This window comes from Lachnospiraceae bacterium GAM79, from assembly GCA_020735665.1.
Lineage (GTDB): Bacteria > Bacillota > Clostridia > Lachnospirales > Lachnospiraceae > Coprococcus.
This window is the reverse complement of record CP085928.1, coordinates 1635438-1660889: the sequence shown is the minus strand read 5'-3', so window position 1 is coordinate 1660889 and position 25452 is coordinate 1635438. Positions and strand designations below refer to the sequence as shown.

Annotated in this window: 17 protein-coding genes; 12 read left to right on the top strand and 5 right to left on the bottom strand. The window is 42.6% G+C overall.

Annotated features, from left to right (window positions below):
• Positions 1-210: 210 nt before the first annotated feature.
• A complete protein-coding gene (gene gltB, locus LK416_07400; GenBank protein ID UEA73533.1) occupies positions 211-4758 on the top strand; it encodes a glutamate synthase large subunit in 4548 nt (1515 codons plus the stop codon).
• A gap of 2 nt (positions 4759-4760) precedes the next feature.
• On the top strand, positions 4761-6326 hold the full coding sequence (locus LK416_07395; protein UEA73532.1) for a glutamate synthase subunit beta: 1566 nt from the start codon (positions 4761-4763) through the stop codon (positions 6324-6326).
• A gap of 371 nt (positions 6327-6697) precedes the next feature.
• On the opposite strand, the gene LK416_07390 is transcribed toward LK416_07395, so the two are convergent.
• From LK416_07390 to LK416_07380, 3 genes are read right to left on the bottom strand one after another with little or no spacing between them, the layout of a single operon-like run.
• Positions 6698-7933 carry a 6-phosphofructokinase gene (locus LK416_07390; GenBank protein UEA73531.1) on the bottom strand — a complete coding sequence of 412 codons (1236 nt, stop codon included), beginning with the start codon at positions 7931-7933 and terminating at the stop codon, positions 6698-6700.
• 44 nt (positions 7934-7977) lie between these two features.
• Positions 7978-8931 carry a phosphatidylglycerol lysyltransferase domain-containing protein gene (locus LK416_07385; protein ID UEA73530.1) on the bottom strand — a complete coding sequence of 318 codons (954 nt, stop codon included), beginning with the start codon at positions 8929-8931 and terminating at the stop codon, positions 7978-7980.
• A gap of 40 nt (positions 8932-8971) precedes the next feature.
• Complete coding sequence (locus tag LK416_07380; GenBank protein ID UEA73529.1) at positions 8972-9592, bottom strand: hypothetical protein; 621 nt, start codon at positions 9590-9592, stop codon at positions 8972-8974.
• A gap of 429 nt (positions 9593-10021) precedes the next feature.
• On the opposite strand from LK416_07380, the gene LK416_07375 reads away from it, so the two are divergent.
• The 8 genes from LK416_07375 (at position 10022) to queA (ending at position 19704) form a co-directional block, all read left to right on the top strand.
• A complete protein-coding gene (locus LK416_07375; GenBank protein ID UEA73528.1) occupies positions 10022-11668 on the top strand; it encodes a SpoIID/LytB domain-containing protein in 1647 nt (548 codons plus the stop codon).
• Positions 11649-12572 (top strand): YihY/virulence factor BrkB family protein, encoded by a 924-nt coding sequence (locus LK416_07370; GenBank protein ID UEA73527.1) that lies wholly within the window; start codon positions 11649-11651, stop codon positions 12570-12572. Before LK416_07375 ends, LK416_07370 begins: the two co-directional genes overlap by 20 nt.
• 86 nt (positions 12573-12658) lie before the next feature.
• Entirely contained in the window at positions 12659-13207 is a 549-nt protein-coding gene (locus LK416_07365) for a type II secretion system GspH family protein (GenBank protein UEA73526.1), read from the top strand.
• 361 nt (positions 13208-13568) lie between these two features.
• Positions 13569-14588 carry a phenylalanine--tRNA ligase subunit alpha gene (gene pheS, locus LK416_07360; GenBank protein ID UEA73525.1) on the top strand — a complete coding sequence of 340 codons (1020 nt, stop codon included), beginning with the start codon at positions 13569-13571 and terminating at the stop codon, positions 14586-14588.
• A gap of 24 nt (positions 14589-14612) precedes the next feature.
• Entirely contained in the window at positions 14613-17042 is a 2430-nt protein-coding gene (pheT, locus tag LK416_07355) for a phenylalanine--tRNA ligase subunit beta (GenBank protein ID UEA73524.1), read from the top strand.
• Between the two features lie 142 nt (positions 17043-17184).
• The gene (locus LK416_07350; GenBank protein ID UEA73523.1) at positions 17185-17562 is read left to right on the top strand and encodes a hypothetical protein; all 378 of its coding nucleotides are present in this window, start codon (positions 17185-17187) and stop codon (positions 17560-17562) included.
• A gap of 237 nt (positions 17563-17799) precedes the next feature.
• Positions 17800-18474 (top strand): hypothetical protein, encoded by a 675-nt coding sequence (locus tag LK416_07345; GenBank protein UEA73522.1) that lies wholly within the window; start codon positions 17800-17802, stop codon positions 18472-18474.
• Between the two features lie 204 nt (positions 18475-18678).
• On the top strand, positions 18679-19704 hold the full coding sequence (gene queA / locus LK416_07340; GenBank protein ID UEA73521.1) for a tRNA preQ1(34) S-adenosylmethionine ribosyltransferase-isomerase QueA: 1026 nt from the start codon (positions 18679-18681) through the stop codon (positions 19702-19704).
• A gap of 626 nt (positions 19705-20330) precedes the next feature.
• Here queA and aroA read toward each other — a convergent pair.
• Both aroA and LK416_07330 read right to left on the bottom strand, forming a co-directional pair.
• On the bottom strand, positions 20331-21602 hold the full coding sequence (aroA, locus tag LK416_07335) for a 3-phosphoshikimate 1-carboxyvinyltransferase (protein ID UEA73520.1): 1272 nt from the start codon (positions 21600-21602) through the stop codon (positions 20331-20333).
• 51 nt (positions 21603-21653) lie between these two features.
• Positions 21654-22748, bottom strand: coding sequence for a prephenate dehydrogenase (locus LK416_07330; protein UEA73519.1), 1095 nt, complete (start codon positions 22746-22748; stop codon positions 21654-21656).
• A gap of 134 nt (positions 22749-22882) precedes the next feature.
• Here LK416_07330 and LK416_07325 point away from each other — a divergent pair, with 134 nt between their 5' ends.
• Together LK416_07325 and LK416_07320 are read left to right on the top strand one after the other, a co-directional pair.
• A complete protein-coding gene (locus LK416_07325; protein ID UEA73518.1) occupies positions 22883-24262 on the top strand; it encodes a M18 family aminopeptidase in 1380 nt (459 codons plus the stop codon).
• A 58-nt stretch (positions 24263-24320) separates the two neighbouring features.
• Entirely contained in the window at positions 24321-25406 is a 1086-nt protein-coding gene (locus tag LK416_07320) for an N-acetylmuramoyl-L-alanine amidase (GenBank protein ID UEA73517.1), read from the top strand.
• Positions 25407-25452: the final 46 nt, after the last annotated feature.

Below are 25452 nucleotides of genomic sequence, written 5' to 3'. Positions count from 1 at the left end.
ATAATTTATATTGACTATACAAAACACTTTATAAAATTAAGTTTGCAAACTATCTGACAATTTGACGAAAAAAGTTGTTTACAAACGGAAAAAAAGATAGTATGATTACAAATCATAAAAAGCACAGAGCCGCATTTGAGAATCACTATCAGATAACCTGACTATAAGATCTCTACAGGTACTGGCAATAAGTTGGAAAGGAAAACGAGCATGGAAGATAACAGAAACGTAGTAAATCCAGGGTTATACAGTGAAGAATACGAACATGATAACTGTGGTATCGGTGCCGTTGTTAATATCAAAGGCATTAAGACACATGAAACCGTAAATAATGCGTTAAAGATTGTTGAAAATCTGGAACACAGAGCAGGAAAAGACGCAGAAGGAAAAACCGGTGATGGTGTAGGTATCCTTCTTCAGATTTCACATAAATTTTTTAAGAAAGCAGTTGCGGAGCTCGGATATGATCTGGGTAAAGAACGTGATTATGGTATTGGTATGTTTTTCTTTCCGCAGGATGAACTGCCAAGAAAACAGGCAATGAAGATGTTTGAGGTTATTGTCGAGAAAGAGGGACTTGAGTTCCTGTGTTGGAGAATGGTTCCGACTACTCCGGGAATTCTTGGAAAGAAGGCTGTTGATGTTATGCCGTGCATTATGCAGGCATTTATCAAGAGACCTGACAGCGTGAAAACGGGACTTGATTTTGACCGAAAGCTTTACTTTGTCAGAAGAATATTTGAAGAAAGTAATGATGATACCTATGTACCATCACTTTCCAGTAAAACGATCGTATATAAAGGTATGTTCTTAGTTGGAGAACTTCGTAAGTTCTATAACGACCTTCAGGATCCGGATTATGAATCAGCGATCGGACTTGTACATTCGAGATTCTCCACGAATACAACTCCTAGCTGGCTTCGGGCACATCCGTATCGTTATCTCTGCCATAATGGTGAGATCAATACGATTCGTGGAAATGAAGATAAGATGATCGCCAGAGAAGAGACAATGGAATCTACGATCATGCAGGACGAGATGTACAAGGTTATGCCTGTACTTGATCCAAATGGTTCCGATTCCGCAAGACTGGATAACTGTCTTGAATTCCTTGTATTAAATGGTATTCCGCTTCCGCTGGCAGTTATGATCACGATCCCTGAACCATGGGAAAATGATCGATTTATGAGCCAGGAGAAGAAAGATTTCTATCAGTATTATGCAACAATGATGGAGCCATGGGACGGACCTGCATCGATCCTGTTCACAGATGGAGATATCATGGGTGCAGTGCTTGACCGTAACGGACTCAGACCTTCCAGATATTATATAACAGATGATGATTATTTGATCCTTTCATCTGAAGTTGGTGTGTTAGAGGTCGATCCATCTAAGATCGTGAAAAAAGACCGTTTGAGACCGGGACGTATGTTGTTAGTCGATACAGTGAACGGAAGATTGATATCAGATGATGAGATCAAGGAGAAATATGCAAAAGCAAAACCATATGGTGAATGGCTTGACAGTAATCTGGTTCATTTAAATGATCTTAAGATACCGAATATTCGTGTAGAAGAATATACAGATGAAGAGCGTGCAAAACTCCAGACCGCATTTGGTTATACATTTGAAGATTTTAAAAATACAATCTATCCAATGGCTGAAAAAGGAGCAGAGGCAATCAGTGCGATGGGAACTGATACTCCGCTTGCAGTATTATCAAACAGCCACAAGCCATTGTTTAATTACTTTAAACAGTTATTTGCACAGGTAACAAATCCTCCAATTGATGCGATTCGTGAGGAGATCGTAACATCGACTTCCGTATATCTCGGAAAGGATGGAAATATTCTGGAAGAGAAGCCGGAGAACTGTCATGTATTAAAGATCCATAATCCGATCCTTACAAATACAGATCTTTTAAAGATCAAGAATATGAAGGTAGAGGGACTTAAGGTTGGCGTTCTTCCGATTCTTTATTATAAGAATACATCACTCGAAAAAGCTTTGGATCGATTGTTTGTAGAAGCAGACAAGTTGTATCGTGACGGTGTGAATATTCTGATCTTATCAGACCGTGGCGTAGATGAAACTCATGTTGCGATTCCTTCATTATTAGCTGTTTCGGCTATGCAGAAGCATCTGGTAAGAACAAAAAAGCGTACATCGGTTGCAATCATCCTTGAGAGTGCCGATCCTAGAAATGTTCATCATTTTGCAACGCTGCTTGGTTATGGTGCGTGTGCGGTTAACCCATATCTGGCGATCGAGACGATCAAGCAGATGGTTGACAGTCACCTGTTAAACAAAGATTTCAATGCGGCTGTTGATGATTACAATGCGGCGATCATGCATGGTATTGTAAAGATCGCATCCAAGATGGGTGTATCAACGATCCAGTCATACATGGGATCACAGATTTTTGAATGTATCGGACTTTCAAAAGAAGTAGTCGACAGATACTTTACTAATACAGTAAGCTGTGTAGGCGGTTCCGGTATCAAAGAGATCGAGGAGACGGTAGATGCTCTTCATTCATCAGCATTTGATCCGCTCGGTTTGGATACTAACCTCGCACTGACAAGTATCGGTGCACACAAGTTCAGAAGCGGCAAGGAAGAACATCTGTATAACCCACAGACAATCTACCTGTTACAGCAGGCAACCAGACGTGGTGATTATAACCTGTTCAAGCAGTACACCGCATGTCTGGAAGATGAGACAAAACCATTCCATCTGAGAGGCCTGATGGAATTCAAATATGCGGAGAATCCGATTCCAATGGAAGAAGTAGAGCCGGTTGAATCAATCGTAAAACGATTCAAGACAGGAGCTATGAGTTATGGTTCTATCTCACAGGAAGCACATGAGTGCATGGCGATCGCAATGAATACGATCGGAGGCAAATCCAATTCCGGTGAGGGTGGAGAGTCCATTGAACGATTAACGATAGGAAAAGATGGCAAGAATCGTTGTTCAGCTATCAAACAGGTAGCTTCGGGACGATTCGGTGTTACATCCAGATATTTGGTCAGCGCAAAAGAGATCCAGATTAAGATGGCGCAGGGAGCAAAACCCGGTGAAGGTGGACATCTTCCGGGAGGCAAGGTATATCCTTGGATCGCAAAGACCAGATTGTCAACTCCGGGTGTCAGCCTGATCTCACCACCACCTCATCATGATATCTATTCGATCGAGGATCTGGCACAGTTGATCTATGATTGTAAGAATGCAAACCGAGATGCAAGAATTTCTGTAAAGCTGGTATCAGAAGCCGGTGTTGGTACAGTTGCAGCCGGTGTAGCAAAGGCAGGAGCACAGGTTATCCTGATCTCCGGTTATGATGGAGGTACCGGTGCGGCACCAAATAACTCTATTCATTATGCAGGACTTCCTTGGGAGCTTGGTTTGGCAGAGACACACCAGACATTGATCAAGAATGATCTTCGTAATAAAGTTATTCTGGAGACAGATGGTAAGCTGATGACCGGACGTGATGTTGCTATCGCGGCGATGCTTGGTGCAGAAGAATTCGGATTTGCGACAGCTCCACTGGTAACAATGGGCTGTGTAATGATGAGAGTGTGTAATCTGGATACCTGTCCGGTTGGTATTGCTACACAGAATCCGGAGCTTCGTAAGAGATTTAAGGGCAAACCGGAATATGTTATTAACTTTATGAAATTTATCGCAGAGGAGCTTCGTGAATATATGTCGAAGCTTGGTGTCAGAACTGTGGATGAGCTGGTAGGACGTTCCGATCTGTTATATGCAGGTAAGGGCGCAGAGGACAGAAATGTTGATCTGTCACTTATCATCAATAATCCATATATTGATGCACCTCAGAATAAGATAAAATATAACGAGAAGCATCCATATGACTTCCAGCTGGAGAAGACGATCGATATGCGTGTTCTGTTAAAGAAGCTTGGACCTGCCCTTGAAAAAGGACAGAAGAAGAGCATCGAGATCGATGTTACAAACACGGATCGTTCCGTTGGTACGATATTTGGATCAGAGATTACAAAACGTTATGGAGAGACTTTGGAGGATGATTCCTACCTTGTAAAATGCAATGGCGCGGGTGGACAGAGCTTTGGTGCATTTGTACCGAAGGGACTGACGCTGGAGCTTGTTGGTGACAGCAATGATTATTTCGGAAAAGGACTTTCCGGTGGTAAGCTGATCGTATATCCACCACGATCTGCCAGATTTGTCCATGAAGATAATATCATCATCGGTAACGTAGCACTTTATGGAGCAACCAGCGGTAAAGCATATATCAATGGTGTAGCCGGTGAAAGATTTGCTGTTCGTAACTCCGGTGCAACTGCAGTTGTAGAGGGCGTCGGTGACCATGGATGCGAGTATATGACAGGCGGTAAGGTAGTAGTTCTTGGACGCACCGGAAAGAATTTTGCCGCAGGTATGAGCGGTGGTATCGCATATGTATTGGATATAGAGAATGATCTGTATAAGCGTCTGAATAAGGGAATGATTCATGTCGAGGCCGTAACCGATAAATACGAGATCGGTGAATTAAAGCAGATGATCATGGATCATGTAAATTATACAAATTCAGAGGTAGGAAAACGGATTTTGGATAAGTTCGATGAATATCTTCCAAAATTCAAGAAGATCATTCCAAAGGATTACGAAAAGATGATGAACACGATTGTCGCACTGGAAGAAAAAGGTCTGAACAGTGAGCAGGCAACGATAGAAGCATTTTACAGGATTAAAAATGGAGGTAAATAGATATGGGAAAGCCAACGGGATTTTTAGAGTATGAAAGAGAAACCAGTATAGAGATCGCTCCGGAAGAAAGAATTAAGAATTTCAATGAGTTCCATATACCTTTAAGTCTTGAAGAGCAGAAGATCCAGGCTGCCAGATGTATGGACTGTGGTGTCCCGTTCTGTCAGGCAGGAATGATGATCGGCGGTATGGCATCCGGTTGTCCGTTGAATAATCTGATACCGGAATGGAACGATATGATCTATAACGATAACTGGGAGCATGCTTATGCGAGACTGAGTAAGACCAATAATTTCCCTGAATTTACCAGCCGTGTATGTCCAGCTCTCTGCGAGAAAGCCTGTACCTGTAACATTAACGGAGATCCGGTATCGGTAAGAGAGAATGAACGTGCGATTATTGAATATGCTTATGCAAATGGTCTGGTAAATGATCAGCCTCCAAAAGGAAAAACAGATAAAAAGGTTGCGGTGATAGGCTCCGGTCCGTCCGGACTTGCTGTGGCAGATATGTTGATCAGCCGCGGGCATGAGGTTACTGTATATGAGAGAAGTGACAGACCTGGTGGACTGTTAATGTACGGTATTCCGAATATGAAGCTTGAAAAAGAAGTGATCGACCGCAAGATTGCATATATGGAGAAACGAGGTATCCGTTTCGTATTAAATACGGAAGTAGCAACCGGAAAATCTTCGGCGAAGGCACCTTATCCAAAGGATGATCAGATAACAGGATACCTGAAGAATCCAAATCAGAAGTATGTAAAGGCGGAAGATCTGTTAAAGGAATATGACGCTATCGTACTTGCCTGTGGTGCTTCTAATCCGAGAGATATCAAGGCAGCAGGCAGAGATGCGAAGGGAATCTATTTTGCGGTAGATTTCTTGAAGACAACCACAATGAGCCTTCGAAATTCGAAGTTTGCAGATAAACAGTTCGTGAACTGCAAGGGAAAAAATGTTCTGGTCATTGGTGGTGGTGATACCGGTAATGATTGTGTAGGAACGGCTGTTAGAGAAGGGGCAAAGAGTGCCACACAGCTCGAGATGATGCCGAAGCTTCCGGATCAGAGGGCGGAAAATAATCCATGGCCGGAATGGCCTAGAGTCTGCAAGACAGATTATGGTCAGCAGGAAGCAATCACAGTATACGGACATGATCCTCGTATCTATGAGACAACAGTTAAAGAGTTTATAAAGGATAAGGATGGAAATGTCAAAGGAGCAAAATGCGTAAAGCTTGACTGGCAGAAAGATCCAAAAACCGGTCGTATGAATATGACAGAAGTACCTGACAGCGAATATGTGATTGACTGTGAAGTGGTTTTGATCGCGGCAGGATTCCTTGGAAGCCAGAAGTACGTAGCAGACAGCTTTGGTGTAGAATTAAATGAGCGTACTAATGTAAAGACTGCATGTCCGAAGTCTTATGCAACAAATGTTCCTAAGGTATTTGTTGCCGGTGACATGCACAGAGGACAGTCTCTGGTCGTATGGGCGATCCATGAGGGCAGAGAGGCAGCGGTTGCGGTTGATTCCATGCTGGTTGGATATACGAATCTTATGTAACATAAAATAAAGGGAAAAGCTCTCTTTTGAGAAGCAGGCTTGTTATAGTCTGTTATCCGAAGGAGAGCTTTTTGTTGTGTGCCCGGAGCAGGAGCCGGACTGACTGTTATTATAAATTTAAATAAGCCCTTCTCGAAAAGAAAAGGGCTTATCTAATATCTTCAACAACAAAGAAAAAAATTATGAATTAAGAACTGTCTATATAGTATCGGATAATTATGAACAAATTATGACCATAAAAACAACTATTTGAAAATATAAAGTAATTTTTTTTTGACATAAAGTGTGCATATGTGCGATATGAACAAAAAAGCTTTATTCGCTTTGTGTATATTGATATTTTACTGTTTCTTTGTTATTCATATATAAATTTAATGTAATAAATGGTCGACCGGGAGATAAACTGGAAGTCCGTCTTTATACTGGAGGGATATTTCACCGATGATCAAAGGACGGAGATAGTCGATCATCTCGTCTGTGACATCATTTCCATCCGGATGGATCCACTCTGATGGTACGGACTTTGCTTCATTTGCGATCTTTGATACATCAGCCGACTGGATCATCCATTGATATGGATCATTGGAGATACGATTGATCGTAACCATGATACCGGTCTTACCTTCAGCGGCATATTTGACTGCGGCCTGTCCGAGAGCAAAGGATTCTGTGATATCTGTTCTGGAAGCAATGTGACCTGCACAGCGCTGCAATACATTTAATTCGATTGAACGAACTTTTACACCGATTTCATCACGTACAAGATATTCTAGGGCTTTTCCGGCACCACTTAGCTGTGCATGACCGAATTTGTCAGCAACTGCAGAATCAGAACTGATATAATTACCATCAGCATCGTGGATTCCTTCTGAGACAGCTACGATAACCGTTTTTTGTTTGGTAAGCTTGTTTTTTACATCTTTTAAGAACTGCTCTTTTGAGAATGCAACTTCCGGCAGATAGATGAGATCCGGTGCCTGACTGTAAGTTGTTCTGGCAAGTGCAGAGGATGCTGTGAGCCATCCTGCATCGCGCCCCATTATTTCTACGATGATAACAGCCGGAATCTTATAGATATAAGCGTCGTGTGCAATCTCAAGCATGGTGGAAGCTACATATTTGGCAGCAGAGCCAAAGCCCGGGGTATGGTCGGTTGCATATAGATCGTTGTCAATCGTCTTTGGTATACCGACGATCCTGACATCAGAATGAATACTTTCTGCATATGCACTGAGTTTCATAACCGTATCCATAGAATCATTTCCACCAATATAGAAAAATGCTGCAATTCCGTATTCTTCAAAACGTTCAAAGATCTGTTCATAAGGAACAGGATCTTTATCGTAGTCCGGAAGCTTATATCGGCAAGAACCGAGATACATGGCAGGTGTCAGTTCGAGGGTATTTAACATCGGGAAATGAGAAAGAGCCATCAGAGACATATCCATCAGATTATTTTCAAGTACTCCGGTTATGCCGTGGAGAGAACCGTAGATACGGGTGAAGCTGCCGGATTTTTTTACTCCATCGATCACTCCGGCAAGAGAAGCGTTGATGGCAGCGGTTGGACCGCCGGATTGAGCTACGATGCAATTTTCTTTTTTCATTTTGATTCTCCATTCTTTTGTGTAATAAAATTAAAAACCGTTTTCTAATCATAGAGACCGGTTAGGGTAATGATTCCTTTTTTGTATAAAATGTCAGGAACATAAGACATTTTGGATTTGCGAAGCCCGGGAAGTCCCAGATCCTCTTCTCTGTTTACATATGTGTAATTTTGAAGTTCGTTTGCAACAAATGTTTTGTTGATCATAGGATAGATGCCGTCAATGCTGTCGTCCGCTTTCTCAAAATGTACATCAAAAGTATCATTGGTCAAGGGCTCGCCCAGTGTGAATGCAGAAGGAATGTGATTGACGTATATGATTCCGCCTGTCATCTGCATTTTTCTCCTGTTTGACAGGGCTTTTCGGATAATATTATATTCATAAGCATGTTCTTCGGCAAGCTCAGGCTGTAGGACATCGTGTTTTTCCACCCAATATCTGGCGATCGCAAGACATGCATCTATGTGTTCGTCCGTGATCGTGTAATATTCATAGTCCGGGTAATTACGCATGAAATTATTGATATGATTACGTTTGCCGTGCAGCTTTTTGCCACGGAGATATGTGAGCTTTTCTACCGTATAGATATAGTCAAAATCACCGGGATCCAGTGTGTAAGGGAATTCCTTTCCATACCAGCCTGTGATAATTTCATAGATTTCCGGTGTAGCACAGTGTACACATGGTGTAACACCCTGAGCATGAAAATAGGTACAGACTTCATCAAATACAGAACGCGCATTCAGCAGATAATCCGGGTTCTGTATATCTTTTATAAAATCTGTACCAATGCCGATCGGAAAGGTAAAAGAAGAAGGTTTGCCATCTTCTTCAGCTATAAAAACAAGCATTTCTGAAAGAATTACATAAGAGACATGGTATTCTTCTGCCCATAGAATTGCATTGCCGGTACAGAAGCCGCAATCTTTAATGCTGCTTCCTTTCAAATAGCGGTTTAAAATATCAAGTTGCGATAAATTTGGTTTAATAAGTTCCATTTTTATATATCTTTCTAATGATTTATAATTCTGATTAATTTTATTCCGGACTGTAAAGCAGTGTGCGGAGATTCTTTCTTCCGTAGGTCATCAGTCCGTCAATGATTGCTTTTTTGTTGTCATCGGAGGTCTCTATATCTACCGTTTCCAGAAGTTCATTTACATATCCGCTCCATTTTTCATATATTTTACGCTGAGCTTCATCAGAAACCGGTGGGAGAGAGAGGGATGCATGGACGTTGGCTTCGTCTTCGCCGGAATCATCCGAGATCCGGTAAACAACGGAATCGGGAGTCAGAGCATCCTGACCATAGGCGATGGAATATAGTTCCTCTGTTCGCACAAGACCGCAGTCGTACATCTCGATAACCAGATCACGAATACATTCATCTAATTTGTTGAAATAGTGTTGATACCGGATTTTCATGATCTCATCGGCATCGGCCATATCTTCTTTGTTGTACCAGTATCCCATGCTTTCGTCAATATCATCAATTTCGTCAAAAAGATCATTTTCAAGATTCCGTTTGGCGGCGGCAGATCGTTTGCTGCGTGTCGTTGATACCTTTTTCCCGGAAGAGCTGATTGTCCAGATAATCAGAAAAATAAAAACCAGAAGCAATAGGATGCCAAATATAATTGTCAATATTGTTTTACTCATATCGGTTTACCTGCCATATTTTATTAATCCCTGCCTTGTAAAAAACAGTAGAAATTTTCATACTTAGATGCATTATACTACAGGGATAAAGGTTTTTTCAATTCTTCTGACTGAAAAAAAGAAACCATTATTCAAATTTTAGGTATTGCATGTAAAAAAGGCCTATAGTATAATTACGTTAAAGCTGAGATGTACTAAGCTTCTTGCGATTTTGAACCTACATTTGAATAAAAGGGATTCCTATATTGCTGCTTGTGATGTCATGCCTCTTTAATACGTGGAAGACAGAGATTCAGTTGCGGTTGCCCACCTAGCATTGGCTAGGACTCAAAATGCAGGAACGCATTTCAGTTTTATACGAAAGATAAAGAGCAGCATCTAAGATGCTGCTTTTTCTGTGTTAAAGTATACCCGAAAAATGGAGAATATATGAAAAAATTAATCAAATTTATTACATTATGCATAACATGTCTGTTGGTTGTGGGTACCCTGTATGCGGCAAAGATGGCAGTAAGCGAGAAAACGGATGTGGATGATATTTTTTCACGGGCGGATATCAGTATATTTTCGAATATAAGAGAACGTACGCAGACGGCGGCAGAGCATGCGGATAAAAAAAGCAAAGAGACAGATACAAAAAAGAAGAACGGACAGGATGAGAAAAAAGAAGCAGAAATAAAACCTGTGGTGCCGGAACAGGTGAAGGTACTGTTGTCGAATCATGGAGTCTATCTACAGGATACGGTGAGCATCAGTTGTGCCGGAACATATAATGTAAATGTGGACGGAAAGAAGACCATCTCGTATAAGAGAAATGATGTATTTGATGTAGCGGCATTTGCTGAGGAGAATACATTTGATTATATCACGGTGGAGCCTGAGACCGCTTCTGACCGGATCGTACTTAAAAATTTTGAAAAATCAGACGGAACGCCATCCTATCACGGAACTATACACATACAGAAAAAGGAAGGGTATATCGTTACAAATGAGATTGATCTGGAAGAATACCTGTATGCGGTTGTATCCAGTGAGATGCCATCTTCCTATGAGAAGGAGGCATTAAAGGCACAGGCAATCTGTGCCAGAAGTTATGCGGTAAACAGAATCCGAGATCATGCATATGAAAAGTATGGTGCCGATCTTGATGATACGACAGCCTGTCAGGTATACAACAATATATTTGAAACACCGGAAACGATAGAGGCGGTACAGGAGACTGCAGGTGAAGTGCTCACTTGCGATGGAGATATGGTACAGGCATATTTTTTTTCTACTTCATGCGGAACCACATGCAGAAATGATGATGTATGGGGAGGAGATAAATTGTCATATCTGAACGATCAGTTGGAGACTTATGCAGAGACCGAAGCAAAGCTAAATAGTACACCTGTTATGCTTGATCATGGATATTTTCAGATCGGGGATGGAAGACTGTCTACAGAGGAGGTTTTTCGTGATTTTATAGATAAGAAGATATATGTGAATAGTATTGAAAAAGAAGAACCGATGTATCGCTGGTCGATAGACTATAGTAAAGAGCAGATGCAGTCGGCTGTGTCACAGGGGCTTTCGCAGGTGGCTGCCGGTTGTCTTACTTTTTATGATAAAGAGGGGAATGAATCGGATGCAATAACCGAATTTGCGGGGCAGGAAGCAGAAGAGATTCTTGGGACGATAAAAAATATCATAATAACAGAAAGAGGAAATAGCGGAATCGCACAAAGTATGGTAATATACGGAAAACAGGGTGCTGTAAAGGTTGATGGCCAGATGGCGATCCGGCAGGTATTATATCCGTTTGAAGTCGAAATTGTAAAACAGGATGAGAGCAGAGTGAGCGGATGGTCGTTGTTGCCAAGTGCATACTTTTATATCGAAAAGGACAAAGAAGGGGCGTATCATCTATATGGCGGCGGTTTTGGCCATGGTGTCGGAATGAGCCAGAACGGAGCAAACGATCTTGCGAAAAAGGGCTATAAATATGAGAAGATTCTGCTGCATTATTTTTATGGAGCAGAAATAAAAAAAATAAATGAGACAGGATTTGTAACAGATGAAAAAATACAGGAATAAGGTCACAGGGGTGATAGACAGAGTTCAGAATATTGCTATTGTCCGGATGGTTCAGGGAGTGATGGGAATTAACAAAGACAATCAGTTGTCTGCGTTTGCGGCACAGGCAGCTTTCTTTTTACTGCTTTCATTTTTCCCATTTGCCATGATGCTCCTGATCGGTATACGATTTTTGCCGGTGACTCAGGCAGAATTTGTGGCATTGATAGAAGAAATCATTCCCGGTGATATGGCGAATATGCTCAGCTATATGGTGGATGAGATCTATAGTGCTCAGGTTGGGATGACAATGATCATATCAGCGATTGTAGCAATCTGGTCGGCAGCAAAGGGAACGATGGCGATCGAACGGGGACTCAATTTTATGGATCGGACAAAGGATACTAAGAATTATATATTAAGAAGACTGACAAATGCATTATATACGTTAATTTTCTGCGTTATGCTGATCGCACTGGCAGGTGTATATGTTCTGGGAAATACGATCATGGAAGATATACTGGCAAAGACGAACTGGGTGGATTATTCAGAAAAGGTATTTTTCTATTCGAGACTGTTAACCGCACCGGTATTGGTATTTGCCGTTATTCTGCTGATATACTGTCGTTTGCCGGATAATCACCTGCGCCTTAAGACAGCAATACCGGGGGCGGTATTTACAACCGTATGCTGGGTTCTGTTATCAGCAGCGTTTTCTTCCTATCTTACTTATTTTGGAATCAATACTTATATGTATGGGAACCTTGGAAGTATGGTAATCGCTATGCTCTGGTTATATATATGTATGTATATCCTGCTGCTGGGTGCTGAATTAAATCTGTTCTTCAGGGATAGTATACGGGATATTTTTATTAAGCTCAGGGATCAGATTCAGAAAAAATTCTCGGGAAAAGAAAAAAAATAGCAGAAAAATATTGAAAAATATGGATGAGAGAAATATACTAAGCGTATAAATGAATGGGGAATTTGAATTCGATGAGAGGAGAAAAAATGAAAAAAAGATTCTTACAAAATGAAGGCTTTTCACTGGTTGAACTGATCATTGTAATTGCGATCATGGCTATTCTTGCAGGAGCACTTGCTCCGGCGCTTATTAAATATATCAAGAAATCCAGATTACAGGTATATCTGGATACGGCATCCGAGCTGCAAAAGGCAGTTGTAAATATGGCGATCGAAGCAAATGAAGCAGGGTATGCCGTTCGTGCTGTCACATATTCCGGTTCGACGGATGACGGCTCCGGTACAGGGACGATCATCTGTAAGGATAATGCCGGCAACTTCGTAGATATGCCTGCGGCAGATAAGGCGAAGTATTTTAAACAGATGTTTACATCGCTTGGAATGGGAAGTATTACACTCTATAATCAGGGAGTTCCGCTTCAGATCGCGCTTTCAGAAAACGGCGGTGCCGTTGCATCCGACCCGGATACAGGTGTACAGTCGGTTATCATGTTATCAGACGACAAAGGAAATCTGAGAGCGAAGCTTACATTTTCTGTAACAGATAATGAATGGGTCGTTGAAGAAAGTTATTGACACATATTAAAAATGTGCTATATTTAAGTATAGTTTTAACCATCCTGACTATAAGCGGATGGAAGAGAAGACGTTGAAGATGCAAAAGATGGGATATGTCTGACAGAGAGACCGGGTCATCGGCTGGAAGCCTGGTCGAGCACCATATTTCATTTAATTTCACATCCGAGTTTTATCTCTGAGGATTCCTTAAAAGGAAGCGTAGGAGATAACGGGTTATGACCGTTATAACATAGAATGAGTGCTGGCAGTTCCGGGAAGACCGGGTGTCAGAATCAGGGTGGTATCGCGGTTGCTCCGTCCCTTTGTGGACTGGGGCTTTTTTTATTTTTAATTTATTTTAATTTAAGGAGAATGAAAGATGAAAGACAGATTAGAGGCAATCAAAGCAGCAGCACTTGCCAAGATCAATGAAGCAGATGTACTGACATCCTTAAATGATGTAAAAGTATCTGTACTCGGAAAGAAAGGTGAACTGACCCAGGTATTAAAGGGTATGAAAGATGTAGCACCTGAAGATCGACCAAAGGTTGGACAGATGGTAAATGAAGCAAGACAGGCGATTGAGACAGCCTTAGAGGAAAAGTCAAAGAAGATCAATCAGTCACTTCGTGCAGAGAAGATGAAGCGCGAAACGATCGACGTTACCCTTCCGGGAATCAAGAAGATCGATGGACACAGACATCCGAATCAGATCGCTCTTGAAGATCTGGAACGTGTATTCATCGGTATGGGCTATGAGATCGTAGAAGGCCCTGAAGTTGAATATGATAGATATAATTTCGAATTATTAAATATCCCTGCAAATCATCCTGCAAAGGATGAACAGGATACCTTCTATATCACAAAGGATATCCTGCTCCGTACACAGACATCTCCGGTACAGGCAAGAATCATGGAGAAGGGCAACCTTCCGATCCGTATTCTTTCACCGGGACGAGTATTCAGAGCTGATGAAGTAGATGCAACACATTCACCATCCTTCCATCAGGTAGAAGGTCTGGTTATCGATAAGAACATTACGATGGCTGACTTAAAGGGAACCTTACAGCAGTGGGCAAAGGAATTCTTCGGTGAAAACACAAAGGTTAAGTTCCGTCCACATCATTTCCCATTCACAGAGCCATCAGCAGAGATGGATGTAACCTGTTTCAAATGTGGCGGAAAGGGCTGTCGTGTATGTAAGGGAAGCGGCTGGATCGAGATCCTTGGCTGTGGTATGGTTCATCCAAAGGTACTTCATGACTGTGGCATTGATCCGGAGGAATATTCAGGATTTGCATTTGGTATCGGTCTGGAGCGTGTAGCACTGTTAAAATACGAAATCGACGATATGCGTCTTCTTTACGAAAACGATGTACGTTTCTTACAGCAGTTCTAAAAAACAGGAAAAGGAGATAGAAAAATGAATACACCACTTTCATGGATAAAAGTATATGTGCCTGATCTTGATGTAGAGGCACAGGAATTTGTCGATGCAATGACACTTTCCGGTTCACATGTAGAAGGTTTTGAGAAAAAAGACAAGAATCTTGAAAAGATCGTAGTTGGTAAGATCGTTAAGATAGAAAAGCATCCGGATGCTGACAAGCTGGTTGTATGTCAGGTCGATATCGGAGCAGATGAGCTGCTTCAGATCGTAACCGGAGCACCAAATGTAAAAGAAGGAGATCTGGTTCCTACCGTACTTGACGGTGGTAAAGTAGCAGGCGGACACGATGGCGGGGAGCTTCCTGCTGATGGAATCAAGATCAAGAAGGGCAAGCTTCGTGGTGTGCCATCTTATGGTATGATGTGTGCGATCGAGGAGCTGGGATCATCCAGAGAGCTGTATCCGGAAGCACCGGAAAACGGTGTCTATGTATTTCCTGCGGAAGCAGATGTAAAGCCGGGTGACGATGCAGTAAAGGCACTGGGTCTGGATGATGTCGTTGTAGAATATGAGATCACATCAAACCGTGTAGACTGCTTCTCCATGATCGGTATGGCAAGAGAGGCTGCTGTTACATTTGACAAGCCGTTCTACCCACCGGTGATCAAGGAAACAGGAAATGACGAAGATGTAAATAACTATGTATCTGTAGAAGTACAGGACACAGATCTGTGTAAGCGTTACTGCGCAAGAGTTGTAAAGAACTTAAAGATTGGCCCATCACCAAAATGGATGAGAGAGAGACTTGCTTCACAGGGAATCCGTTCGATCAACAATCTGGTTGATATCACAAACTATGTAATGGAAGAATACGGACAGCCAATGCATGCGTATGATCTGTCTACGATCGCAGGAAATAAGATCATTGTCAGACGTGCAAAGGATGGCGATACATTTGTGACACTCGATGGTCAGGAGAGAAAGCTGGATAAGGATGTCCTGATGATCTGTGACGGAGAAAAAGAAGTTGGTATCGCAGGTATCATGGGTGGTGAGAACTCCATGGTAACAGATGATATCCGGACCTTATTATTTGAAGCAGCATGCTTCGACGGAACCAATATCCGTCTGTCATCCAGAAGACTCGGACTTGCAACGGATGCTGCATTCAAGTTCACAAAGGGACTGGATCCAAACCTTGCAGAAGAAGCAATCAACCGTGCATGCCAGTTGATCGAAGAAATGGGTGCAGGTGAAGTTGTTGGCGGTATGGTTGATGTATATCCGGATCCTGTACAGCCTAAAGTGCTTCCATTTGAGCCTGAAAAGATCAACAAGCTTCTTGGTACCGATATTGATGAAAAGACTATGCTTGATATATTCGGCAAGCTGGAATTAACATATGATGAAGCAGCAAAGACACTTACTGTTCCAACCTTCCGTCAGGATTTAAACTGCATGGCAGATCTGGCAGAAGAAGTTGCCCGTTTCTATGGATATGATAAGATTCCGATGTCACTTCCAAAGGGTGAAGCTACCGTAGGTAAGAAGCCATACAGCCACAGAATCTATGACATTGCAAGAAACATTCTGGAAGGGAACGGATTCTCCGGCGGTATGTGCTATTCATTTGAAAGCCCGAAGGTATTTGACAAATTACTGCTTCCTGCTGATTCTGTCTACAGAAAGGCGATCACGATCGCAAATCCGCTGGGAGAGGATTTCAGTATCATGAGAACGGTATCCTTAAATGGTATGCTGACTTCTCTTGCAACGAACTTCAATCGTAAGAATAAGGTTGCACGTCTGTACGAGTTCGGAAATGTATATCTTCCAAAGCAGCTTCCACTGACAGAGCTTCCGGAAGAACGTATGAAGCTCACGATCGGTATGTACGGCGAGGGTGATTTCTTCAACTTAAAGGGTGTGATCGAGGAGTTATTCGATAACCTTGGTATGAAGAATATCTGTACCTATGTTCCTACAACAGAGCATCCGTTCTTGCATCCGGGTCGTCAGGCAAATATCGTAAAGGACGATACCGTTGTTGGTTATCTCGGTCAGCTTCATCCGGAAACCTGTGATAACTATAACTTAAAGGGTGAGGTATATGTAGCAGTTCTCGATATGCCAAATGTCGTAGCACTGTCGTCCTTTGATATCAAGTATGAAGGTATTGCAAAGTTCCCTGGAAGTACCAGAGACTTGAGTATGGTTATGGATAAGAGCATCTTTGTCGGTCAGGTAGAAGAACTGATCAAGAAGTGTGGCGGCAAGCTGCTTGAAAGCTATAAGCTCTTTGATGTATATGAAGGCGAGCAGATCGCAGCCGGTAAGAAGTCTGTTGCTTACACGATGACTTTCCGTGCAAAAGACAGAACCTTAGAGGCCGGAGAAGTCGATAAGATCATTGAGAAGCTTGTAAAAGAATTAGGAAAGCTTGGTATTGAACTCAGAGCTTAATTTACAGGTTTAGATAATTCTGGTATTATGAACCGGAGGATATTTGTAATGCAGGTATTCTCCGGTTTGGTATATCAGATTGTTCAGACCCTTTTGGTTATAGGGATAAGAAGGAGAGAAGATAGGAAAAAGAAAGTTACAAATGATGGCAGTAGCTATGGTGCTTGTCATGGCAGCAGGGATGATCGGGGAATTATTTGAAAATCAGGGAACGATATCTACGGTATCTGAAGTGCATGCAGAAGAGACTGATACGATTTATACAACGGAGAATCGATATTATCAGTATCGCATACTGGATAAAGAAAAGAAGACCATAGAGATTGTAAAGGGTGTTGAAGGCGGTCTTATGTTGAAGATTGTGGAAGGAAAGGCAGTCTTGAATATTCCGTCAGAACTGGAAGGTTATACCGTAGTATCCCTTGGTGGAGAGGCATTTGCCAATATGATAAAGATAGCTTTAAAGAAACAGATGAAAAAGAAATCCATTGGATATGTAAAGACATGGAAGATAAAATAATTAGAAAATAAATTTATAAAACCCTTGCCTGTTATGGATATGAGAAATATATGAATCTATAGCAGACAGGGGTTTTGTTATATTTTATTTGATATGAGATGCTGTATCCGGATTTTTTATGGTTAAACTTGTTTTCCCCTTTGATATCCGTTACAATCAAATTTGGAGAGATGGCGGCAATATACTAAGCAAAAAAATACGCATGTTATTCTGTTCTGTCAGGAAAGAAGATGGAACATGGATAATGAATTAGTATATTCCGCTGATGCGACATATCAGAAAGCACAGTATGATGCCAGTGCCAAGCGCTTGCTTGGACAGAAGATCATATTGGCGCATATACTGATCAGGTTAGTAGAAGAATTTAAAGGTATGGATGCAGATATGGTTGCTTCGCTGATCGAGGGCGAACCGTATATCAGTCAGGTTCCGGTAGAACCCGGACTAACGAACAAAGAAATGGTAGATGCCGGAACCGGTGAACGGATTGTCGGGCTGAACACAGAAAGTTCCGAGATCGATGAGGGCAAGGTGTGTTTTGACATCATTTTCTATGTGCGGATGAGGGATGGACTGGCAAAAATGATCATCAATCTGGAAGCGTCGCAGACAATGACGGCAGAACAAAAATTGAAGCTTATGAAACAGGAGTATGATATACCGGTAGAGAGACGCGGTATAAGAGATGGGGTGAAGATCATGTGCAATCTGAGTGAAGGCGTAGAGGAAATGGGATATGCAAAGGGCGAAGCCGCTGGAATAGCGATAGGCGAAGCACGAGGCAAGGCTGTTGGAAGGTCGGAAGAAAGAGCTGGTATTATCCTGAAAATGCATAAGAAAGGCTATTCCTTGGAGCAGATCATGGATGTAACCGAAATGAGTGAAGCTGAAATCAAGGCAATCATAGGATAAAGACATAAGCAGAACAGATAACATGTATATTTTAGTAGAAGTCCGGATATGGCAGAATTGCTGTATCCGGATTTTTGCTATATAGGAAAGTTCGTTCTATAAAGTAAAAAGCACTCTCACTAAGGCTGGCTGCTTCATTTTCTTCCTTGCATTTAGACATAAAACGTGGCATTATCATAGTTGAGTTTTAAGGAGGATAAGAAAATGCAGTTATCAGATTTTTACTATGATCTGCCTCAGGAGTTGATCGCACAGGACCCACTCTTAAAGCGTGATAATTCGAGATTAATGGTTTTAGATAGAGAAGAAGGAACCATCGAACATAAACATTTTTATGATGTAATATCATATCTGAAAGAAGGCGACTGTCTGGTTATTAATGATACAAAGGTGATTCCTGCCAGACTGATCGGTGAAAAAGAAGGAACAGGAGCGGCTATTGAGGTGCTGTTATTGAAGCGTTTGGATGATTGTACATGGGAGACGCTTGTAAAGCCGGGAAAGAAAGCCAGAGTCGGTGCAAGGATCATCTTTGGTGGCGGCAAACTGGTTGGTGAAGTCATCGATATCGTGGAAGAGGGAAATCGTATTGTTCGTTTTGAATACGAGGGAATCTTTGAGGAGATCTTAGATGAACTCGGACAAATGCCACTCCCACCATATATCACACATAAATTGGAAGACAAGAACCGTTATCAGACTGTCTATGCAGAGCATGAAGGTTCTGCTGCAGCGCCAACAGCCGGACTTCATTTTACAAAGGAGCTTTTAGAGGAGATCAAGGCAAAAGGCATCAAGATCGCACATGTAACGCTTCATGTCGGACTTGGAACATTCCGTCCGGTAAAAGAGGACAACATTCTGGATCATCATATGCATTCGGAATTCTATGTGATCGATGAGAAAGCAGCAGAGACGATCAATGAGACAAAGAAAAATGGCGGTCGAATCATTGCAGTCGGAACGACCAGTACGAGAACGCTGGAAACAGTAGCCGATGAGAATGGTATGCTTCGTGCCTGTAGTGGCTGGACAGATATCTTCATCTATCCGGGCTATAAGTTCAAAGCCATCGATGGACTGATCACGAACTTCCATCTGCCGGAATCCACGTTGTTGATGCTGGTATCAGCACTTTACAGCCGTGAGAAGATTCTTGAAGCCTACAAGGTAGCAGTGGAAGAACGCTATCGTTTCTTCTCCTTCGGCGATGCCATGTTGATTCTGTAAAATACCTTGCGCTCATCTGGATGATATTAAGTTATGACCTGAGCTGCACATAAATACTACTGCCGGGATTGTTATATACAAAGACAAGTATATTTTCTATTCGGTTCGCACGCTGATTTGTCAGCAGTCGCCCAAACTCACCCTTACGGGTTCAGACATGGGCTTGATGTTGACAGCTAGTGCAAACCTCATAACGAAAATACAACTAATGTCTTGTGTATATAACAACCCGGCAATATTTTTATGCACAGCTTTAGGTCAAAATTAATTCGCCAATCAGATGAGCCACAATGTATTTTACAGAACTTCTGTATTGCAGCGATTTGAAACTGTCGGACGCTGGGATGAGTTATATCGAGATATTATATAAGGAAATTACAATAAAAATCCTGCTGCCCGGCTATGTACGAAAGACGTAAGCGAAGTTTTCGTTATGAGGTTTGCACGAATTGTCAGCACCAAGCCCATGTTTGAACCCGTAAGGGTGAGTTTGGGCGACTGCTGACTAATAAATGTGCGAACCGAATAGAAAACTTGCTTGTCTTTTGACATAGCAGGGCAGCAGGATTTTTTTGTAATTCCCTATCAGAAATGTTGATACATTCATCCCAGCGTCCGAGGATTATTTATCTCAGCCCGGCGAGATCCTGATAGAAGGTCGGGTAGGAGATATTTACGCAGTCGCTGCCAAGGATCTCTGTGTCGCCGTCGGCGTTAAGTCCGGCAATGGCAAAGCTCATGGCGATCCGGTGATCGAGATGGCTGTCGATGACAGCGCCGTGAAGCGGCTTGCCGCCATGGATGATCATGCCATCATCGGTAGCAGTAATATCTGCGCCCATAGCGGAAAGATTTCTCACCATAACATCGATCCGGTTTGATTCCTTCACCTTCAGTTCCTGTGCATCTTTGATAACGGTCTGGCCTTTTGCGAAGCATGCCATGATGGCAATGATCGGAATCTCGTCGATCAACTTCGGAATCAGAGAGCCTTGGATCACACAACCTTTTAAATCTGATGTTTGTACAGTGATATCGGCAGAAGGTTCACCAGGCTGATCCAGCCGGTCGTAGGTGATCGTACCTCCCATCATTTTTACAACCTCTAATATTCCGTCGCGGGTATTGTTGATACCCACATTCTTGATCGTGATACAGGAATCCGGTGTGATAAGTCCGGCTGCGATAAAGTAAGCCGCCGAGGAGATGTCTCCCGGGATCATGATCTTCTGACCGTATAATTTATCCGCAGGTTTTACAATTGCGGTTGTGCCGGAGGTCTTGATATCGACACCGAAAGCATCAAACATCAGCTCCGTATGATTTCTGGATACATATGGTTCGGTTACACTGGTTTCGCCGTCGGCATACAGACCGGCAAGAAGAATACAAGATTTGACTTGTGCCGAAGCAACCGGTGAATCGTAGTGGATGCCGTGTAATGGCTTTCCGGTGATCAGAAGCGGCGCACAGTCGTTTCCGTTTTCGCTCACGATATCAGCGCCCATCAGAGAGAGCGGGGTCATGATCCGTTTCATTGGGCGGCGGCAGATCGATGCATCACCGATCACGCGGCTCTTGAAATTCTGTGCCGCAAGAATTCCGGACATCAGTCTGGTAGTTGTTCCGCTGTTACCGACATCGAGTGTTTCTTTCGGAGCCTGCAAACCATGAAGCCCTTTACCGTGAATGATAACGGTATCCCCATTGTGGTCGATCGTTACACCCATTTCGCGGAAACAGTTCATAGAAGAAATGCAGTCTGCACCGTTTAAGAATCCATGTACTTCGGTTATACCATCTGCCAGTGATCCAAGCATGATCGAACGGTGGGAGATGGATTTATCTCCGGGGATCGTAAGGGTTCCTTTTAATCCTGTTCTTCTGGAAAATATCATAATGTATTACCTGTCTGGACGCTATATCGTCCATTTCCTTTTTATGTAGTCTCATCTGTTATATAAACGGTATCCGGCATCAGCAAGAAGGTCAAATGCTTTCCGGCATGCATCCGTATCGTAGAAGGATAAACGTAGAACGCCTTCCTCGTCTTCACGATTATGGGAGATACCGAAGTTCTTCAGATTGATGCCTGCATCAGCGAGCAGTACCGTAACCTTTGCCAGAGCGCCCGGTTCATCCGGGATATCGACAAAGAGTTCATACTGCATACGGATAACACCGCTTGTATTGTTCGGGATTGAATCCCGATATTCTCTGGATGACTCAAAGAAAGCATTGATGTCTTTTGCGTCATTTCTTTCAATATCATAAATCATTTTATTTAGAAGCTCAATATATTCCTTCAATCCATTCACGATGTTCTTCGGATTGCTGAGTAGAATGTGCTCCCAGACTACCGGGTTTGAGGATGCGATTCGTGTGATATCTTTAAAACCTCCGGCTGCCAGAGATTTAAAGATTCCGTCCGGGGAATCGGCATGCCGTACCAGATTGACCAGAGATGCGGCGATCACATGCGGTACATGACTGATATAGGAAGTGATCTTATCGTGTTCATCCGGGGAATATCGGATCGGGATAGCACCCAGGTCACCGATAAATGTCATGAATTCCTCCACGCGGTCTGCCGGAGCGTCCGGAGATGGGGTGATGAAATAATAAGCATTCTCGATCAGACGGTCGGTTGCTGCATCGTAGCCGGAGCGCTCGGATCCGACCATTGGATGACCGCCGATAAAATGAGAACCAAGTCCCAGTTCCTTTACAGCATCGTAGATGTCGGATTTGACACTGCCGACATCAGACAGGATACAGGAATCAGAGATCAGTGGTTTTAAAGTTTTCAGATATTCTATATTATAATGAACCGGCGCACACAGAAAGACATAATCACAGTCTGCGATGTCGCTGATATTTGTTGTATAATGATCTAAGGTGCCATCCGCCTGCGCTTCTTTTAAGGTTACAGTGTTGACATCATAGCCGATGATCGTATAGTTTGGGAAAATACGGTGAATAGATTTTGCCACCGATCCACCGATCAGCCCAAGACCGATAAAACCAATTTTAAATGCATTCATAGCTGTTTCTCCTTTTTGGGGTTTAACGCGTTAAAGCGTGTAACAACATTATATACACATAAAATCAAAATAGCAAGAAAAACTAAAAAGGTGTACAATAGAAAACAAAGTAAAAAGACAGGAGAATAGAGCATATGGAAGAAAGAAAAACAGAAGTTGATCTCATATCAGAAAAGCCGGAACAGACAGGCTTGTTAAAATATATGTTAGAAAAAGGAATTACCCAATTCCATGTTGTAAAGCACGTAGAGGAATATTTGAAAGAATACGGATTTTCCGAGCTTAAGTTAAAGGACAAATGGCAGCTTCAGGCAGGAGCAGATTATTATGTCAGACCATACAGTTCTGTTATGATCGCATTTCATCTGCCGAAGCAGCTGCAGCATATCCGGATAGCAACCAGTCATACGGATTTTCCAATGCTGAAGTTAAAGCCGTCAGCCGATATGGAAAAAGGCGGTTATCATATGTTAAATATAGAGACGTATGGCGGACTGTTAATGAAGACATGGTTTGACCGCCCGCTGGGACTTGCCGGCAAGGTAGTGGTAAAAGGCAGCGATGCATTTCATCCAGAGGTACGATTATATGATTCCGAGAAGCCGGTTGCGATCATACCGAGTCTTGCGCCGCATCTGAAACGTGGAGACGCAGAGACAAAATTAGACCCGCAGAAAGAATTGATCCCGGTATTTGGGCTTTGGAAGAAGGATGAGCCGCATAGCTTTTTAGATGAGGTTGCAGAAAAGCTTCAGATCGATAAGGCGGACATATTAGACTATGATCTGTATTTATATAATTGCGATTCCTGCCAAATGATCGGAGACAGTGGCGTATTTACATCACCGAGAATTGATAATGTATCTTCCGTTAGTGCGATTTTGGAATCTTTGGTGCGAACCGGAAACAAGTGGAAAGAAGAAAAAGGTAAGGGAACAGAAGCTGCATTGGCAGATGAAAAAATATCGGAAGCAAATGGATCTGATATGAATCTCGACATCGGAGTATTCTTCGATAACGAGGAGATCGGAAGTTTGTCCAAACAGGGAGCAGATTCCGGACTGCTTCGGATGATAACGGAACGTATCTTAAAAGACAGCGGAGAGAGCCGTACCATACAGGAGCTGCTTCCGGAGATATTTTTGATCTCTCTTGATGTGGCACATGGAACACATCCGAATTATCAGGAGAAATCCGATCCGGTCAACCGGGTACTGCTTGGAAATGGGGTTGTCTTAAAGAGCAGCGCGTCTCAGCGATATGTGACAGACAGCGAGGCTGCTGCAGTGATTCAGGTGCTCTGTGAGGATGAAGGGATTCCGTTTCAGCGTACGGTCAATAAGACAGGAATGCCGGGTGGAACCACGCTGGGTCCGATCGTTTCATCCTATCTTCCGGTAAAGGCAGTCGATATGGGAATGCCGGTACTCGCTATGCATTCAGCATGTGAAATGGCACATTTGTCAGATTATGAGTCGATGAAACGGCTGCTTATCGCTTTTTGGTTGAAATAGAGCCATATTTATGCGATAATAGACGTTAGGTATATAGAAATATAGACGGAGGTTACTTATGAAGAAGGTTTACAGAACAATACTTATATGTATGATGATCATTCTTTCAGCATTTGTACTTGTAGCCTGTGGGAAAAAGGATGCAGGGAAAAAGACGACCACCGAGAGTTCAACAGAAGCTTCTGAAGATGTAGCATCCACAGAGGATACAACAGAAGCGACGACGGAAGCACAGGTGGATGAAGAAGGATTCACGATCGTAAATGACAAGGTGACGACGACTGATTATGTAAATGTCAGAACAGCACCATCGACAGACGGAGATCCTGCGATGCAGCTTGCAGATGGTGTAGAGCTTGACCGGATCGGTTATAACGATGAGTGGAGCAAGGTATCGATCAAGGGTGAGACCTATTATGTTTATTCGGAATTTGTAAAGGCAGAAGGAGCAGCATCCAGTGGTGATGACAGCAGCACAGAAGAATCAACACAGGAGACAAGCAATGTTGGCGAAGGCAAGCTGATCTGTATTGATGCAGGTCATCAGGCAACGCCGAATACGGATACAGAGCCGGTAGGTCCCGGTGCGGAAGATGAGAAAGCAAAAGTCTCAGCCGGTAATACAGGAGTTACAACCGGTACAGAGGAATATGAACTGAATCTTGAGGTAGCGTTAAAGCTTCAGAGTGCATTAGAGGCAAGAGGCTATACTGTGAAGATGATCCGTACATCCAATGATGTCGATATCAGTAACGCTGCAAGAGCAGAACTTGCAAACAGTGATAAGGCAGATGCATTTATAAGAATCCATGCAAATGGTTCTACAGATACAAATGCGAGCGGTGTTATGACAGTATGCCAGACTAAGGATAATCCGTATAATGCAGATATCTATGATTCCTGTAAACGGTTGTCTGCCGATGTATTAAGCGGAATGGCAGCAGCAACAGGGGCAAACAGCGAAGGTGTCTGGGAGACAGATTCCATGAGTGGAATTAACTGGTGTAAGGTTCCGGTTACGATCGTTGAGATCGGTTATATGACAAATTCAGAAGAAGACCAGAAGCTTGTAACATCAGATTATCAGAATCTGCTTGCAAAAGGAATTGCAGATGGTATAGATGCATATTTTGCAGGTGAGTGATCTGTAACAGATAATGAGATGATTTTTCGAAGACATTGAGTGAGTT